Annotated in this window: 15 protein-coding genes; 4 read left to right on the forward strand and 11 right to left on the reverse strand. The window is 34.1% G+C overall.

The window, feature by feature from the left end; genetic code table 11:
• Positions 1-111 precede the first annotated feature (111 nt).
• Positions 112-888, forward strand: a complete 777-nt coding sequence (surE, locus tag TL18_RS10355) for a 5'/3'-nucleotidase SurE (RefSeq protein ID WP_067045209.1) — start codon at positions 112-114, stop codon at positions 886-888.
• 5 nt (positions 889-893) lie between these two features.
• On the opposite strand, the gene TL18_RS11145 is transcribed toward surE, so the two are convergent.
• Positions 894-1037, reverse strand: a complete 144-nt coding sequence (locus tag TL18_RS11145; RefSeq protein WP_197031824.1) for a hypothetical protein — start codon at positions 1035-1037, stop codon at positions 894-896.
• Positions 1038-1069: 32 nt separating this feature from the next.
• Here TL18_RS11145 and TL18_RS10360 point away from each other — a divergent pair, with 32 nt between their 5' ends.
• Positions 1070-1318 carry an LSM domain-containing protein gene (locus tag TL18_RS10360; RefSeq protein ID WP_231483615.1) on the forward strand — a complete coding sequence of 83 codons (249 nt, stop codon included), beginning with the start codon at positions 1070-1072 and terminating at the stop codon, positions 1316-1318.
• Here TL18_RS10360 and TL18_RS10365 read toward each other — a convergent pair.
• The 7 genes from TL18_RS10365 to TL18_RS10395 form a co-directional block, all read right to left on the reverse strand.
• Positions 1315-2319 carry a methanogenesis marker 12 protein gene (locus tag TL18_RS10365; RefSeq protein WP_067045212.1) on the reverse strand — a complete coding sequence of 335 codons (1005 nt, stop codon included), beginning with the start codon at positions 2317-2319 and terminating at the stop codon, positions 1315-1317. The two genes, TL18_RS10360 and TL18_RS10365, sit on opposite strands and share 4 nt — an antisense overlap.
• 55 nt (positions 2320-2374) lie before the next feature.
• Positions 2375-3367 carry a ketol-acid reductoisomerase gene (ilvC, locus tag TL18_RS10370; protein WP_067045215.1) on the reverse strand — a complete coding sequence of 331 codons (993 nt, stop codon included), beginning with the start codon at positions 3365-3367 and terminating at the stop codon, positions 2375-2377.
• 162 nt (positions 3368-3529) lie between these two features.
• Positions 3530-4465 (reverse strand): hypothetical protein, encoded by a 936-nt coding sequence (locus TL18_RS10375; RefSeq protein WP_067045218.1) that lies wholly within the window; start codon positions 4463-4465, stop codon positions 3530-3532.
• Positions 4465-6954, reverse strand: coding sequence for a right-handed parallel beta-helix repeat-containing protein (locus tag TL18_RS10380; protein ID WP_067045221.1), 2490 nt, complete (start codon positions 6952-6954; stop codon positions 4465-4467). The genes TL18_RS10375 and TL18_RS10380 overlap by 1 nt, the downstream gene beginning before the upstream one ends.
• A 465-nt stretch (positions 6955-7419) precedes the next feature.
• Positions 7420-7947, reverse strand: a complete 528-nt coding sequence (locus TL18_RS10385; RefSeq protein WP_067045224.1) for a carbonic anhydrase — start codon at positions 7945-7947, stop codon at positions 7420-7422.
• 2 nt (positions 7948-7949) lie between these two features.
• Entirely contained in the window at positions 7950-8435 is a 486-nt protein-coding gene (ilvN, locus tag TL18_RS10390) for an acetolactate synthase small subunit (RefSeq protein ID WP_067045227.1), read from the reverse strand.
• Positions 8436-10130: an acetolactate synthase large subunit gene (locus TL18_RS10395; RefSeq protein ID WP_067045230.1), complete on the reverse strand. Its 1695-nt coding sequence runs from the start codon at positions 10128-10130 to the stop codon at positions 8436-8438.
• Positions 10131-10205: 75 nt separating this feature from the next.
• Here TL18_RS10395 and TL18_RS10400 point away from each other — a divergent pair, with 75 nt between their 5' ends.
• Both TL18_RS10400 and TL18_RS10405 read left to right on the forward strand, forming a co-directional pair.
• On the forward strand, positions 10206-10562 hold the full coding sequence (locus tag TL18_RS10400) for a DUF2085 domain-containing protein (RefSeq protein ID WP_231483616.1): 357 nt from the start codon (positions 10206-10208) through the stop codon (positions 10560-10562).
• Positions 10552-10815, forward strand: coding sequence for a zinc-ribbon domain-containing protein (locus TL18_RS10405; protein WP_067045237.1), 264 nt, complete (start codon positions 10552-10554; stop codon positions 10813-10815). Before TL18_RS10400 ends, TL18_RS10405 begins: the two co-directional genes overlap by 11 nt.
• Before the next feature lie 27 nt (positions 10816-10842).
• Here TL18_RS10405 and argF read toward each other — a convergent pair whose 3' ends face one another.
• The 3 genes from argF to purD all read right to left on the reverse strand — a co-directional run bounded on the left by argF (position 10843) and on the right by purD (position 13982).
• The gene (gene argF, locus TL18_RS10410; RefSeq protein WP_067045240.1) at positions 10843-11751 is read right to left on the reverse strand and encodes an ornithine carbamoyltransferase; all 909 of its coding nucleotides are present in this window, start codon (positions 11749-11751) and stop codon (positions 10843-10845) included.
• Positions 11752-11813: 62 nt separating this feature from the next.
• Complete coding sequence (locus TL18_RS10415; RefSeq protein WP_067045243.1) at positions 11814-12650, reverse strand: TMEM175 family protein; 837 nt, start codon at positions 12648-12650, stop codon at positions 11814-11816.
• A 21-nt stretch (positions 12651-12671) separates the two neighbouring features.
• Positions 12672-13982, reverse strand: coding sequence for a phosphoribosylamine--glycine ligase (gene purD / locus TL18_RS10420; RefSeq protein WP_067045246.1), 1311 nt, complete (start codon positions 13980-13982; stop codon positions 12672-12674).
• Positions 13983-14023: the final 41 nt, after the last annotated feature.

Consider the following 14023-nt stretch of genomic DNA (forward strand, 5'->3'; position numbering starts at 1 on the left):
TTTTATTAAATTATTACTATTATATTTTATAAATGAAATTGTTATTAAAGTTTATTATAATTTGAATATAACAAAAAATTATTTTAACAATAAATCAACTTAATAAATAATATGAAAGCATTACTAAGTAACGATGATGGCATAACTGCATCAGGCATCTTAGCTTCAAAAAAAGCTGTTGAAAATCTATGTGATACCTATGTTGTGGCGCCGGAAACGCAGCAAAGTGGAATAGGTCATGCATTAACATTATATGAGCCTTTAAGAGTGAATGAATATACTTTGCGTGATGGAAGTATCGGCTACGGCGTGAGCGGAACACCGACCGATGCCGTGACTATAGCATTATTTGAAATAATGGATGAAAAACCTGATTTGATGATTTCCGGCATAAATACAGGATATAATCTGGGAAAAGCCGAACTAACAACATCAGGAACATTGGGAGCTGCAATTGAAGCTGCAAGCTTTGGAATCCCAACAATAGCCATATCACAGGAAGTTACAAGAGATGACATCAAATTTGAAAAGGGCAAAATAGAAATTGATTTTGATTTTGCAAGCAAAATGCTTAACAAATTGGCAAAAATTGTATTGAAAAAAGGATTACCTGAAGGAATTGACCTGTTGAATGTTAATATTCCTGCAAACCCTTCAGATGAGGAATTTGAAGTTGTAAGACTGGGAGATAGGATGTACTCTCCGATAATTCAAAAAAGACAGGACCCACGTGGAAAACCATACTACTGGATAAATGGTGAACCCTATGAATTAGATGGTCCTGGAAGTGATGGTTACGAATTACGCAGAGAACAAAAAACTACAATAACACCGATTAAAATAGATTTAACCAGTGATATGAGCTCATTAAAGGAATGGTTGAAGTAAAATACTTATAAATTTAAATCTTTAAGTATTTTTTCTCTTTCTTCCCTAAGCTCGTTTAAAATTTTCTCATCAGTACAACCGTCTTTTTTTAACTGAGCTAATGTACGAGTAATAGCTTCTAAATTACTTTCTAATTGATTAATTGCCATGGTATATACTATAAATGTCAAACTATATAAAGATGAAACATCAAAATAGAAGTAGAATTATCAAGGATTTGAAAAAAATGAGTAAAGAAAAAGAAAACGTGAATAAACTTTTTAGACAATTTAAAAATAAATACGTAACTGTTGATTTGAGAGGAGACTATCAAAGCGAAGGAAAAATAATAGCAATTGACAATTACTTAAATCTCGTCCTTGAAAATGAAAATGGTTTGGAAACCGTTAAAGGCGGAAATATCATATTTATAAGTTTAAAAGAAGATTAGATATTAACTTCAATACCTAATATTTCTTTTTCACCATTATAAACATCCATTGCTATTTGAGCTGCACCAATAGCTCCTGATTCTTTAGATATTACTTTTAAAGGATACTTATTTTTGAAATACTTATTGATTTCATCTTCAAAATTAAACGGTTCGGTTGCACTTCCAATAGAACCTGTCAAAACAATACCATCTATTTCATTTTCACATACAATATCTAGACCGGCGATTTCCATAGCAACAGTCATGATTAAAGTATCGATGGCCAGTTTAGCCTTTTCATCACCATTCCTATAATTTTCCAGAAGCTGATCCTTCATATTAGCTACTTTTCCATCAATTTCTGCGATTTTAATAGCTCCAGCATGTGAAAAACATTCGTTTGCAGATACATTGTTTTCATCAATGTCCCTAATCATCTCCAAATCAAGAGGTCCGTGAACAACACCCATAGCACCAAGGCAAGCATCGATAGCACCTTTGATTTTGCCGTCTTCTATTAAAATATCAACACTATTAGAGGAAATATCCGCTACAATAAAATTAGACCATCCAGTTTCCTTAATTGCATTGTATGAGATGCTGACCTTTTCAGGGCTGGCCTGATGGGAATAAGCTGCCCTAAACAATTTATCTAATGATTCTGAATTTTTATGAAGACCTGGAATCATGATTGAATCAATATTCAATGCCTCCAATTCACTAAATACTGATGTTCCGCCACCAGTCACCTTTCCAGCGCCGCTGATTGATAAAATTCCCCTGTCTTTAACTTGGGATGTCGGCAGAATCTTGCTAATTCCATCACCCATTGCATAAGTTATGGCCATCAGCTTTACAGAATCCAAATCAACACGCTTTTGTAACTCTTCTGTTGCAGAAACCAAACCTTTCTTACTTTCTTCTCTTCCAATTTTAAAAATATCAATAATCTTGCCTTCATCAGACATTATGCAGAAAGAGATTCCAGTAGTTCCATGGTCCATACCAATAAATGCCACAATTACCACACTAAAAATATAATTTAAAAAAAAATAGTAAAGGGATTAAAAAGACTTAATCGTCTTTTTGTAATCCGCAAGCTTTTCTTAATCTTTCACCAACAATTTCGATTTCTTTTTGACCTTCGGCAGCTCTCATTTCTTTTAAGTTAGCTCCGTCGGTAGCGTTTTCATCAGCCCATTGTTTTTTGAAAGTTCCATCTTGGATTTCTTTTAAAACTGCTTTCATACCGTCTTTAGCTTCTTGAGTAATGATTCTTTTTCCTCTAGTTAAACCACCGTATTCTGCAGTGTTACTTACATCAGTCCACATTCCGGCAAAACCTTTTTCATAGATTAAATCTACGATGAGTTTTACTTCGTGGCAAGTTTCGAAGTAAGCGATTTCAGGTTGGTAACCTGCTTCAACTAAAGTAGTGAAACCAGCATTAATCAATTCGGTAATTCCACCACATAAAACTGTTTGTTCACCGAATAAATCAGTTTCAGTTTCTTCTTGGAAAGTAGTTTCTAAAACACCAGCTTTGGTTAATCCGCATGCTTTTGCCATACCTAATGCAAGTTGCAAAGCATCACCGGTAGCATCCTGTTCAACAGCAACGAGTCCAGGAATACCGAATCCTTCTTCGAAAGTTCTTCTTACCATGGATCCAGGGCCTTTTGGTGCAAACATTACTATGTTTACATCTTCACCAGGTTTAATTAATCCAAAGTGGATGTTGTAACCGTGAGAGAATGAGATAGTGTTTCCAGCTTCAACATATTCTGCGATTTGTCCGTTGTATACTTTTTCTTGGATTTCATCTGGAAGCAAAATGTGAATAATATCAGCTTCTTTAGCTGCATCTTCAATAGTTTTTACAGTCATGCCATCTTCTTTAGCTAAGTTCCAAGAGCTTCCGTTTTCTCTTAAACCAACAATAACGTTAGCTCCACTGTCAGCCATATTTCTGGATTGTGCCCTTCCTTGTGAACCATAACCGATTACAGCAATGGTTTTACCTTCAAGAGCATCTGTATTTACATCATCGTCGTAATACATTTTCATTTAAAATCATCTCTTTTAAATAATTTGATAAAAATTATAGATATATAATAAAATATCACTTAATAAGTATGATTTTTAATATTTATAAAAGTAACCTAATATATTAGATATTTTTTACATGATATAAAAAAAAAGAAAAAAAGTTAAGAGTATCAGATACCCTTATTTTTTATATTTTTTCCAAATTAAATATCCGCCAATAACCAACAATATCAACAATAACCAAAGGAAATTAAAGTTGCTGTTTGATTGGTTGTCGATTGATTTAACTGGAACAGTACTTGATTTGTTTGCTAAATCATTGTTTGATGCTGTTCCATTAGCCATGTCATCATTATTAAAATCAGACTCAGCATGACCACCGGATAAATAAAGCGGATTAAATGAATTACCTGCACCGGACATTCCATTTGATTTATTATCCAAAGATTGTTGACTATCTCCATCATTTAATTCCGCGCCAAATTTTGGAAGAATTCCAACGGAAAATGTAGCGTTTTCTTTAGTTAACAGATTAAATACTGTAATATTATGCTCACCTACATCCAATGAAGAAACATCTATGTCAAAAAGACCTTCATCGTTTAAAATAGGTGAATATTTAGTGCGGAGATTATCAATTTGGTAACCTATTAATTTTCCCATTGTCAAGTATTGGCCAGTCTTATCAGTGAATGATACAGTGAACGGAGAATCCAGACCATATTGTCTAACAACATCTTCTGCAATAATTGTTGATAAAACATTGACTGTTGAAGTAGAATAAACGCCATAAACCTCTGTTGAAATATTATATTTGCCTGGAGATGCAGGAACATTATTAATCAATATGATTGCATCACCATTTTCATCACTGTATTCAAGATAATTTTTCAAATTAAATAAAACATTAATCGGTTTTTTTGAAATGACGTTTTTATTTCCTTCAAGATGCACTTTAAAAGTTTGAGATCCTCCAGAGTAAGTTGTTATTTCAGGGTCGATTATATCAATGCCTAAAACATTCAATGTTTTTGATAAATTATAATAATCACATAAACTGGCGGAAATTAGATATTTTCCTTCATTTTCACCTGCGCACTGTACAAATGAAGACACTACATTAGAACCTTGGCTAATAAATTTAAGGCCTGAAGCAAGTTTATAAGAAAATAAATTATCATATATATATATGGATCAATGAAATAACTTCCATCAGAGTTATAAAGGCTAACCAATCCAGTAACAATTTCATTTACTAAAGAACAATCCTCATCTAATTCAAATTTAATGCTTAAAGGATTTTTATCGGTGTGATGTTCATTTGAGAGTGGTGCAGGATGCCATTCAATCAATTGACTATTGCTTTTACTAGGATTTTTTCCTCCCCAGAAATTACCGCTAACTGTATCATAGTGACCGCAGTTAAATACGCTATCACCCTGATCGCCGGCACTATTGTCAATGAAGATGTTATTTTTTAAAGTTAAATAAGAAGAAGAACTGTCCAAATAAATGGCTCCACCCTCATCACCACAATGATTCTTTATGAATACGCAATCTGAGAAAGTAATTTTATTTTTATTATCTATATAAATTGCACCACCATCATCATTTGCATTTACTCTATTACCAATGAATGTGGCATATTTCACATCTTTTCTGAATTTGTTAACCCAAATTGCTCCACCTTGATTATCCTTTGCAGTATTGTATTCGAAATAGGAAGGAGTTTGTTTTAATTCTAAAGTATCAGCATAAATAGCTCCACCGTAATCATAAGCAAAATTATTCCTAAATGTACAATTATCGACAGTCAAATCATCTTTACAGTGTATAGCACCACCTTCATTTTGAGCATAATCCGCCCCATCCCCTTTATTATTCTCAAACAGACAATGGGCCAAGTATGCATTATCACAACAGAAAATAGCTCCACCATCTTCATATGCAGTGTTTCCAGAAAATACGCAATTCAATGCATACAAATCATAATATGCATAAACTGCTCCACCATCATTGTCTTTTACCTTATTATTAATGAAGAAAGAGCTGAAAGGTTGTGTGCCGCTATTGTAGTTAATTTTAATGGTGTCTCCATAAATTGCACCACCATAATCATTAGCATAATTATCCTTAAATGTACAATTGTCAACGCTTATATCATCTTTAGCATATATTGCACCACCATAACATTGCATAATAGCAGCTCCATCAGCTTTATTGGATTCAAACAAGCAATGAGTGACATGTGCATCACTACAAGCTAAAATTGCACCACCATCCTCATTTGCACTATTTCCAGAAAATACTGCGTTTACCACACGTGCATTATCTGAATAAATTGCACCACCGTCGAGATCGTCTGCATCATTGTTGATGAAGAAAGAGCTGAAAGGTCCGCTAGGATCCTGATTAACATTGACGTTTACATTTCTTAAAGTATATATTGCTCCACCTTGGTCTCCATTATTGTCTTCAAATGTTGAATTAACAACTGTGACCTCCTCACTACTACGTATTGCACCACCATACCAATGTGCTTTGTTAGATTTGAATGTGGAACCGACTACATTAACTTTTCCAGGACTATAAATTGCGCCACCGTGACTGTCGTCTACTTTATTAGACTGGAATAAAGAATTAGTAACATTAACGCACTGTTCAGTGAAGATTGCTCCACCCCTGTCTTCGGCAGAATTATCCATAAAAACAGAATCTTCAACAATTACATTGCCTAAAGAGTATATTGCTCCACCGTCAAAATCAGCTGCCTCGTTATCTATGAATTGACAATTCTTGATTGTAAGTGGATTATTTGCTCCATTATAAATTGCTCCACCATAATCGTCACCATAATTATTAACGAATAAGGAACCTGTAATGGTTGTTTTTCCTTTACAATATATTGCTCCTCCTCTGGCGCGATCTGTATTTTTCACTTTATTATCGCTGAAAATGGAATTTTCAATAATTAACTCTCCTGTAGAGTATATTGCACCTCCATCCTGATCATCAGCCTTATTGGATATAAATTGGCAATTTTTAATTGTAAGAGGTTTATTTGACTCATGGTATATTGCTCCACCATAATCGTCTGCAAAATTATCTTTAAATGTACAGTTGTCTATGATGTAGCGTGCTGAACCACTAATTTTGATAGCACCGCCTTTATAATTATCATCTAAAGGAATATTGCCGTCATTTTTTCCATTGATAATGTTAAGATTTTTTAGGATTATGGTTCCGCTATCTGAAGTGAATGCAAAGCAACCTTTCTTATCCAAACAATTTATAGTGTGGCCTTGCCCGTCGATAGTTAAATCCTTGTTTACAGTGACTACTAAACCGTTTTCACCGTTATAATCCTGAGTCAAATTTAAAACGGAGCCTGAAGGCGCATTGATAACTTCCATTTGAAGTTCATGAAAATTGCCTGGCAAAGCACTTAACTTTTCAGAATCTTGAATTTCCAAAGATTCTACAAAAGAATCATCAGCATCTGATGATTCAGCTAAGATAGTATTGTCTATATCAGCAGCTGAAACAGCCGTGAGTGATAAAACCAATACCATTAATGAAATAAGTATTATCCTTTTATAATTCATATTTATCTACCTTTCTTTCATGAATTTGTCCATAATATTTTAATGTTTATCCTGGATTATATATGTGTTTTTCCGCGTGTAAGCACTTACTTGCATTGTTTTTTAATAAAAACAATCAAAGATTCGTGAAATAAAAAAACAAAGAAAAATAGTGAGTATAATATTATACAAACTCCTCTTTACTCACCATACCTTGTTTGGCCACTGAATTATAATTAAAACTTCTAGTTAAAACACAACCCATTTTATGAAATCAATACAATTTTCCCATTATATTAATAATGCCAATGTTATAATTTCAATTTAAAATATTATATATATCTTTATATTTTATGCCATATTCTCAAATAGAATACCAATATCAATAAAAAAAAGTTTATATTGATGAATTATATTCAAAAGATTAAAATCAAATAATTCTACCTAAAACACTTTAAAAATAAAAAAAATAAGAAAAATAGATGATTAGTAACCATCTACTAAAACTTTCAACTCACCGGTTACAATATCGATTATAAGACCGTGGACAGGTACGTCTGGAATCAATGGGTGATTTTTGATTTTTTCAACAACGTTTTTGACGTTTTCCTCTTCATCTTCAAATCCGCCAATCCATTCAGCCAAATCATATTTTGCAATGTCCTCTTCAGCAATGCCGCGAGCGAGCATTTTTTCCTTTAAAGCTTCAGCATCTGCACCAGCCATACCACATTCAGTGTGACCTACAACCAATACTTCTTCACAGCCTAAATTATAAAGAGCAGCACCAATTGATCTGATTGCATCTTCTCCGACAATGGAGTTTCCTGCATTTCTTACAATTTTTGCATCTCCTCTTTCAAGACCTAAAGCTGGTTCAAAGAAATCGATTAATCTGCAGTCCATACAAGTTAAGATAGCTAACTTTTTTTGTGCATGGTGAGACATTTCTTCGCCTTCAAAGTTTTCAACAAATTTCTTATTATCTTCTAAAACATTTTCTAATATAGTCATTTTTATACTCCCCTTGCCATTGCTGTTAGGCCGGTACGTGAAATCTTTTTGATTCCAAAACCTTCTATTAAAGATATAAATGCATTTATCTTCTTATTATCTCCAGTAATCTCTATCATTAATGTTTCTTCACTAACATCAACAATATTAGCTCTGAAAATGTTTGTATATTGGATTATTTCTGCTCTTGCATTTGGATTGGGAACATTTACCTTAACTAAGCATAATTCCCTTTGAACAGAAATCTTAGTAATATCTTTAATCTTGACAACATCAACTAATTTATTTAATTGTTTTGTAACCTGTTCTAAGCCTCTTTCATCAGCATGAACTGAAATAACCATACGGGATAAGCCATCTACCTCGGAATTGCCAACTGTAATACTGTCAATGTTGAAACCTCTCCTATTGAATAATCCGGCAACTTTCTGTAAAACACCTGGCTTATCTTCAACTAATGTGGAAATAACATGATAATTCTGAGTCATTTAAATCACATCCTTTTCGAGTTTATATTCACCAATCATTTCATTAATTCCAGCTCCAGGAGGAAGCATAGGCAATGCTTCTTCAGAATCAATTACAACATTTAATAAAATTGGTTCATTATCCTTAATTGCTGAAGCTAAAGCTTCTTTGGTTTCACCAGGTTTTGTAATTTTAACTGCATTTACTCCAAAACTTTCAGCCAGTTTAACAAAGTCTGGACTATTTCCAAGCAAAGTTTGTGAATGTCTGTTGTCATACAATAAGCTTTGCCATTGGTATACCATTCCCAAAGTCCTGTTTTCTAAAACAATAGCTACAACAGGCAAATCATATTCTTTAACTGTAGCTAACTCTTGGCAAACCATTAAAAATCCACCGTCACCATTTATTGATATGACAGGATCGTCAGGACAGGCCACTTTAGCACCGATAGCTGATGGGAACCCGAATCCCATGGTTCCAAGCCCACCGGATGAAATAAATTTGCGTGGCTTTTGTGTATCATAGAAATGTGCAGCCCACATCTGGTTTTGGCCAACATCAGTTGTCAATATTGATTCTGGAGTCAATACTTCTGAAATCTCCTTTATAACGCTTTGCGGTTTTAATGGTACATCATCGTAAGTTACTCTTGGAATCAAGTCTTGTTTTCTCTGTTTAATCATTTCTGTCCATTTGTTAACCTCTTCAGAAGCTTTATAATCGTTTAAAACCTTATTTAATGATGATAAAACATTGCGGGCATCTCCTACAATAGGCAAATCAACACAAACATTCTTGCCGATTTCAGCAGGATCTATATCGATATGGATAACCTTTGTATCAGGGACAAAACTATCCAATCTGCCTGTAGTTCTATCTGAAAACCTAATTCCAATAGCTATTAACAAATCAGATTCATTAATTGAATCATTTGATACTTTTCTTCCATGCATTCCAAGCATTCCTAATGCCAAATCATCAGTTTCATCAAATGCTCCTTTACCTAAAAGTGAAGTCATTACGGGAGCATTGATAGTTTCAGCAAGTTTTTTTAACTCACAGCATGCATTGGATATTATTACACCGGCACCGGCTAAAATCAATGGCCTTTTAGCTTCTTTAATCAAATCACGAGCTTTCTTAATTTGCCTAATATTACCTTTGGTGGTTGGATTGTAACCCGGTGTTTGTATTAATGAGTCATCAAATTTAGTTAATTCTCCTTCCTGAACCTCTTTAGGAACATCAATTAAAACAGGACCTGGCCTTCCACTGGCAGCAATTTCAAAACTTGACTTAACCATAGAAGGAATTAAATCCGGACTTTTTGGCTGATAACTATGTTTGGTAACCGGCATGGTTATTCCAATTATATCCGCTTCTTGAAACGCGTCATTTCCAATCAAATGAGTAGGAACTTGTCCTGTAATAGCTACAATTGGAGAAGAATCCATATATGCTGTAGCAATACCAGTTACAAGGTTTGTTGCACCTGGACCTGAAGTTGCCAAACACACCCCTACTTTACCTGAAGCTCTTGCATATCCATCTGCTGCATGAGCTGCGCATTGTTCGTGTCTAACCAATATATGCTCCATATCTGAGTCATATAACATATCATAGAAGGGTATGGTTTGTCCACCAGGATAACCAAATATTGTCTTAACCCCCATATTTTTAAGGGATTCAATTATCGCTTCTCCGCCTCTCATTGTAAAAACCTTTTTATTTATTATGCATTTAGTTATGAATATAAAAATATATATAATTAATCTTTACAAGTATTATTGTACTTAACTTGTGATGATAGCATGGAATTAACAAAATATATTTGTCACAGAAAGCCAGAGAGAAGCTTCTTCATTAAAGGCCATCAATTTCCGGTTTGTTCCAGATGCACTGGATTTTATACTGGATTGATCGTTTATTTAATCTTCAGTTGCTTTTATAAGCACAGTTATGACATTAATATGCTTCTGATATCAATGATATTGATGATTCCTGTGGCTGTCGATGGCCTAACACAATATTTCGGTCCAAGAGAAAGTACAAATACAATAAGATTCATTACAGGTTTTGTTGGTGGAATAGGCTTAATAATATTTCTAAAAATAGTTATAAGGTGGATTATAAATGTTTTGTAGATATTGCGGCGAAGAAAACCTAGAAGAGGCAGTATACTGTAAAAATTGCGGAAAAAAATTAAAAGAAGACATTAAAACAGCAGAAATAATTGAAACACCCGTGGTTAATCAAAACAACAATAATCAGCAGAACAATACTCAAAGCACAACTACAACAAGCAGTTCATCAAATACTGATGGCTCAGATTGGCTTAGCTGCTGCTTATGCTTAATCGGGATATTTATAATATTTGCAATAATCGGTTCACTTTAAAAATAGAGAGTGAAGAGTTTTAAAACTCTAATCCTTCATGAAATAATATAAAACAGCTTTTTGAGCATGCAATCTGTTTTCTGCTTCATCATAGATTACAGACTGAGGACCGTCAATAACCTCGCCGGTTACCTCCTGGCCCCTAATTGCAGGAAGGCAATGCATGAAAATAGCTCCGTCATTTGCAATGCTCATCAAATCAGAATTTACCTGGAATGGAGCTAAATCAATTTCTCTTTGTTTTGCTTCAGCTTCATCACCCATGCTTACCCAGACATCAGTGTAAACCACATCTACATTTTCTAAGGCAACGCCAATATCATCACTGATAATAATTTGTGTATCGTTTTCATCTGCATATTCTTGGGCGATTTTTAAAATTTTATCAGCAGGTTCATATCCTTTAGGACAGGCAACAGACATGTCCATTCCTAAAAGGGGAGCGATTAATAAAAGGGAATTGCAGACATTATTTCCGTCACCTACAAAACAGATTTTTTTACCTTTCCAGTCACCTAAATGCTCTTTAATTGTTAGCATATCAGCCAATGCCTGACAAGGATGTTCAAGGTCTGTTAATCCACTGATAACAGGTACATCAGAATGTTCGGCCAATTCTTCGACATCGGAATGTTTTATTGCACGAATCATTATTCCATCAACAAAACGGCTTAAAACCTTTGCAGTATCCGAAATAGGTTCACCTCTACCCATTTGCAAATCATTGGAAGACAAAAAGATCGCTCTTCCGCCTAACTGGTACATTCCAACATCAAAGGAGATTCTTGTCCTTGTTGATGATTTTTGGAAAATCATTGCTAATGTTTTACCTTCAAGAGGTTTTTCTTCCATCTCGCCTGCTTTGATTTTGCTAGCCAAATCTAAAATGCATGTTACATTATCTTTGATGTCAGCTATTGACAATAAACTACCCATTAAAATCCCCTTTAAATACTTTATAAAAAAGAATATATGTAGGATATATTTATTAAAGTTTTCTATGATTTCCATTTAAATACAATATCACTGAGTGTAGATATCACAGGAATCAATAGGAACAGGAATATGAAATTGCCTGAAACGTTGAAGTCCAGAAGATTTACAATGATTGTCAATGCCATTATTATTAAAAATGTATTCAAGACATGCCTTTTTTCCTTTTTGCTTGGTTTATTTTCAAGGAAATCCTTTTTATATGCATAAAGATACAACAATAAGAATGAAACAATGTTCAATAAAATATTTATTCCAAATAAAACTTCAGATAAGAAGAAATGAGAATATTTTCCGATTAATGATGTTGTAAATGGAACAAAGGATACACAAATCAAAAATATGATATTTAACCATATATACAGGAGATTGAAGTTTTTAATTTTTAAGAACTCATGGTGGTAAATCCAAAAGGAACTTAATATAACAAAACTGACAATTGTTGTTGCAATAGTGGGAATTAAGGCAGTGATGAAAGATATGAAATGGGAATAGGAGTTCATTTCTATATTGGGAGCAGCAATACCGAATACCAAAAGAGTCATTACAATTGAAAAAACCCCATCAGTCAAACCAGCCAAACGGCCAGGATCAATATTAACATCCCTTTGAATCCCATCAACCAAATCCTGGAATACTACCAAACCCTTATTGATTAAACTTATCCCTTCTGCCTTTTTTTCATCATCGTCACTTTGGGCATCCATATCTGATAAATAATCTATGAATTTATTCAAATTTTCCAAATCCTCTTCAGATTCAACATTTTCCTTTAAAATTTGAATATTATTATGCAAGTCGGATTTCAACTTTTCCAAATCATCAGGATTATAATCGCTCATATTATCAAAAAAAAAAGAAATTTATTTTAAAATTTCTTTCATATGTTCAACACGTTTGTTAACGAGTTCTGTTGTTCCCACATCTCTTCTGTGGTAAACATTACCTTTAACAAACTCACATGCTTTTTCAGCAATTTTTTCAGCTTCTTCAATGCTTTCGCCACTAGCTACAATACCTAATGCTCTTGAACCGGATAAGTGAATTCCATCTTCTTCTTGACTTACTGCAGCATAAAATACTTTGGCGCCAAGTTCTTCAATAGCTTCCTCATCAACTTCAATCAGTTCACCGGCATACTGGGTTTCAGGATATCCGTCAGGCACAATGTATTTGCATACGCTAGCTTTATCTTCAAATTCAGCCTTATCCAAGTTGCCGTCCACAATAGCCTGACATATATCAGCTAATGGAGTTTTTAAAAGTGGTAAAACATTCATTGCTTCAGGATCACCGAATCTTGCATTGTATTCTATCAGTCTTGGTCCATCAGCAGTCAACATGAATTGGCCATATAGAATACCTTTGTACGGTTCGGCTTCTTCAGCAATAGCTTTTAAGGTAGCCTGCATTATTTCAACTGCTTTATCATAATCTTCTTGAGTTAAAAACGGCAATAATCCGCCAACGTCAGAGTAAGAACCCATACCTCCAGTAATTGCACCGACATCTCCTTCAAATGCATGAGGATGGTCTTGTGCTGCAGGCATCGGAGCCAAGTTTTCACCATCACAGAAAGCCTGAATGGTAAATTCCTCTCCAATCAATCTTTCTTCAATAATTACTTGAGCAAAACCACCCATTTCATTATCAATGACTTCGCATGAGTATTCTTTTGCCTCTTCATTATCCTTTAAGTGGTCTCCGACAATTTTAACTCCTTTACCACCGGTCAATCCCACAGGTTTTACTACAACGTCTTTATCGAATTCATCCAAAAATGCGGATACATCTTCAGAGTTATCAAATACCTTATAGACAAGGGATCCTTCAATATTATAATCTTCAAAGAGTTTTCTCATGAATGATTTGTCGGTTTCAATTCTAGCTGCACTTTGAGTTGGTCCAACACAACTAATTCCATTCTTTTGAAGCTCATCCACAATTCCTTTTCCAAGGGGAGCTTCAGGACCAATAAATGCAATATCAATTTCATTTTCAACAGCGTATTCTGCTACTTTTTCAACTTCCCCTTCATCCCCTTGCTTAAATTCGGCAATTCTTGACATTCCAGGGTTAATTTTACTCATATAACAATATAATTCTACATCATCTTTAAGAGCATCAGCGATAGCATGTTCACGGGCACCAGTTCCAACTACTAAAACTTTCATAATATAGTCTCCTATTGGTTAAGATTATGTTTTTAAAAATA

The organism is Methanobrevibacter sp. YE315 (genome assembly GCF_001548675.1).
Lineage (GTDB): Archaea > Methanobacteriota > Methanobacteria > Methanobacteriales > Methanobacteriaceae > Methanocatella.